Consider the following 1,681-nt stretch of genomic DNA (forward strand, 5'->3'; position numbering starts at 1 on the left):
GAACATGTTGAGTGACTTTGTAGCAGGGGATCACGACAGCAATACGCACGGGGTGGACCTTTCAGGATGCTTGGGCGGCGACGGCGATGCCTGCGAGTATCAAACCGCCTCCTACAAAAGTAGCCCAGCGAATGGGTTCGCCTAAGAACAGCCAGCCAAGCGTTGGGACGATGAGAAACGCGAGTCCCATGAAGGGATATGCCAAGTGCAAAGGGGCATGCCTCAACACCCAGATCCATGCTAGCGTAGTAGCTCCGTATAAAGCCAATGCAGTTATGAGCCAACCGTTGAAAACCCAATGCTGCCATGTGGCAACTTCGGGAATGGTTAGAGCCGCTTTTTTGAAAAGCATCTGCCCTAGAGATATCCCGAGGACACAAACGATGGTGATGCATGCGAGGGCTGGAGTCATTTTCTAAGGCTGTTTATATTGGTTAGATCTACTGCGGCTCGTTCAGCCGGTAAGGATTTATCGCTCTGCCGTGGTGGATGTACTGGTACGCAGCCTCCGCAAGCGTGGACCGGAGCAGTTCCGCACTTTCCCAAATCACATAGGTCCCTTTTGGGCAGTGGAACGTGAGTGTCAGTTCCCCTGGGCCCGCTGGACGCAACTCTGCATTTCCGGAAATTGCATATGTTTGCGGTACTCCATTTGCTTTCAGTTGGAGTGCTGCATCCGGTCGATACCACTCCTGCAATGTGTAAGCGTTGGAAAGGCTCAACGCAGCCTTGCGGCAGTCGCCATCCTGAGTCAGCGGCTCATCCGGCGGTTCTATGGCAAAACGAAAGCGCCATATCGCATCCAGCGTGTGGTCTGGGCTCAGCGTAGGGACATCGGAAGTGTGTAGCGGAATATGCAATTGGAACGGAGTTTCTTCAATTCGCCAGCGCAGCCCGTCGGTGCTACTACCACGTTGCGCTCGCACTGCTCCCATGGATTTCCTGTCTAACACTACTTCCGTTGGACCTGGACGGTAAGGGTCCATGGCCCAAGTTTCATTTTCCATTGAGTATTTTGTGAGGGCTAGGGGTAATGCAATAAGCGATACAGCCAATCCAATCCGTGAAATCAACCACTGCCAAGTAGATTTGTCGTCTCCTCCATCGAGAGATTTTTCAGATCTACTTAGTAATATGGCGACACTCTGTCCCGCCAAAAGTATGAGCCATGGCTCCATAAAGAAGAGGTTATAGCGACCGTTGTATAGAACGGGTGTGAGCTGCAACGCCATGGCGAGCGCACCGGTTAGCAATAGCGTGAAGACAATGAGCGTTCGTGGCGTTTGGCCGCATGTGGCGATCCATTGGCTACTTGTTCCACTTCGAATTTTGCGCAGAGCCCGAGCGCAAAGGAGGAAGGCTGCTGCACTGATCACTATCCATTCGAATGTGCGCAACGTACGCAACTTGGGTGTTATCCGAAGTTCTGGGGTACTGTAAAAAAGCCAGGCTTTCAGCTTGAACGCAAAGAATTTTAAATTGTCGCTCAAGGAGGTATTTTCGATGATGTTGAGGGCAACACGTCGATTGATTGAGTCGGAAAGTTGTTTGAGAGGGTTGCCCAGTGTCTCCGGCGCAACCGCGCGGGGTGTATGGCCGGCGTCATAACTGAAACCTGAGAAAACTGGTTCGAGCCCCATTTTGAAAGGACTGACCCCGTAGTAGAGCCCCGTGCCTGCCC

Annotated in this window: 2 protein-coding genes; both read right to left on the reverse strand. The window is 52.4% G+C overall.

Annotation, left to right across the window (positions count from 1 at the left end; translation table 11 throughout):
* Positions 1–61 precede the first annotated feature (61 nt).
* Positions 62–412: an EamA family transporter gene (locus DBR23_RS07840; RefSeq protein ID WP_108497855.1), complete on the reverse strand. Its 351-nt coding sequence runs from the start codon at positions 410–412 to the stop codon at positions 62–64.
* 28 nt (positions 413–440) lie between these two features.
* Positions 441–1,681: hypothetical protein (locus DBR23_RS29590; protein ID WP_233250323.1), on the reverse strand; the 1,241-nt coding region annotated here is incomplete at its 5' end.

Origin of the sequence: Acidovorax sp. HMWF018 (assembly GCF_003061035.1) — a bacterium.
GTDB lineage: Bacteria > Pseudomonadota > Gammaproteobacteria > Burkholderiales > Burkholderiaceae_C > Acidovorax > Acidovorax delafieldii.

Coding starts and splice junctions, on each gene's coding strand:
- DBR23_RS07840 (WP_108497855.1), bottom strand. CDS start 412: ATGACTCCAGCCCTCGCATGCATCACCATCGTTTGTGTCCTCGGGATA.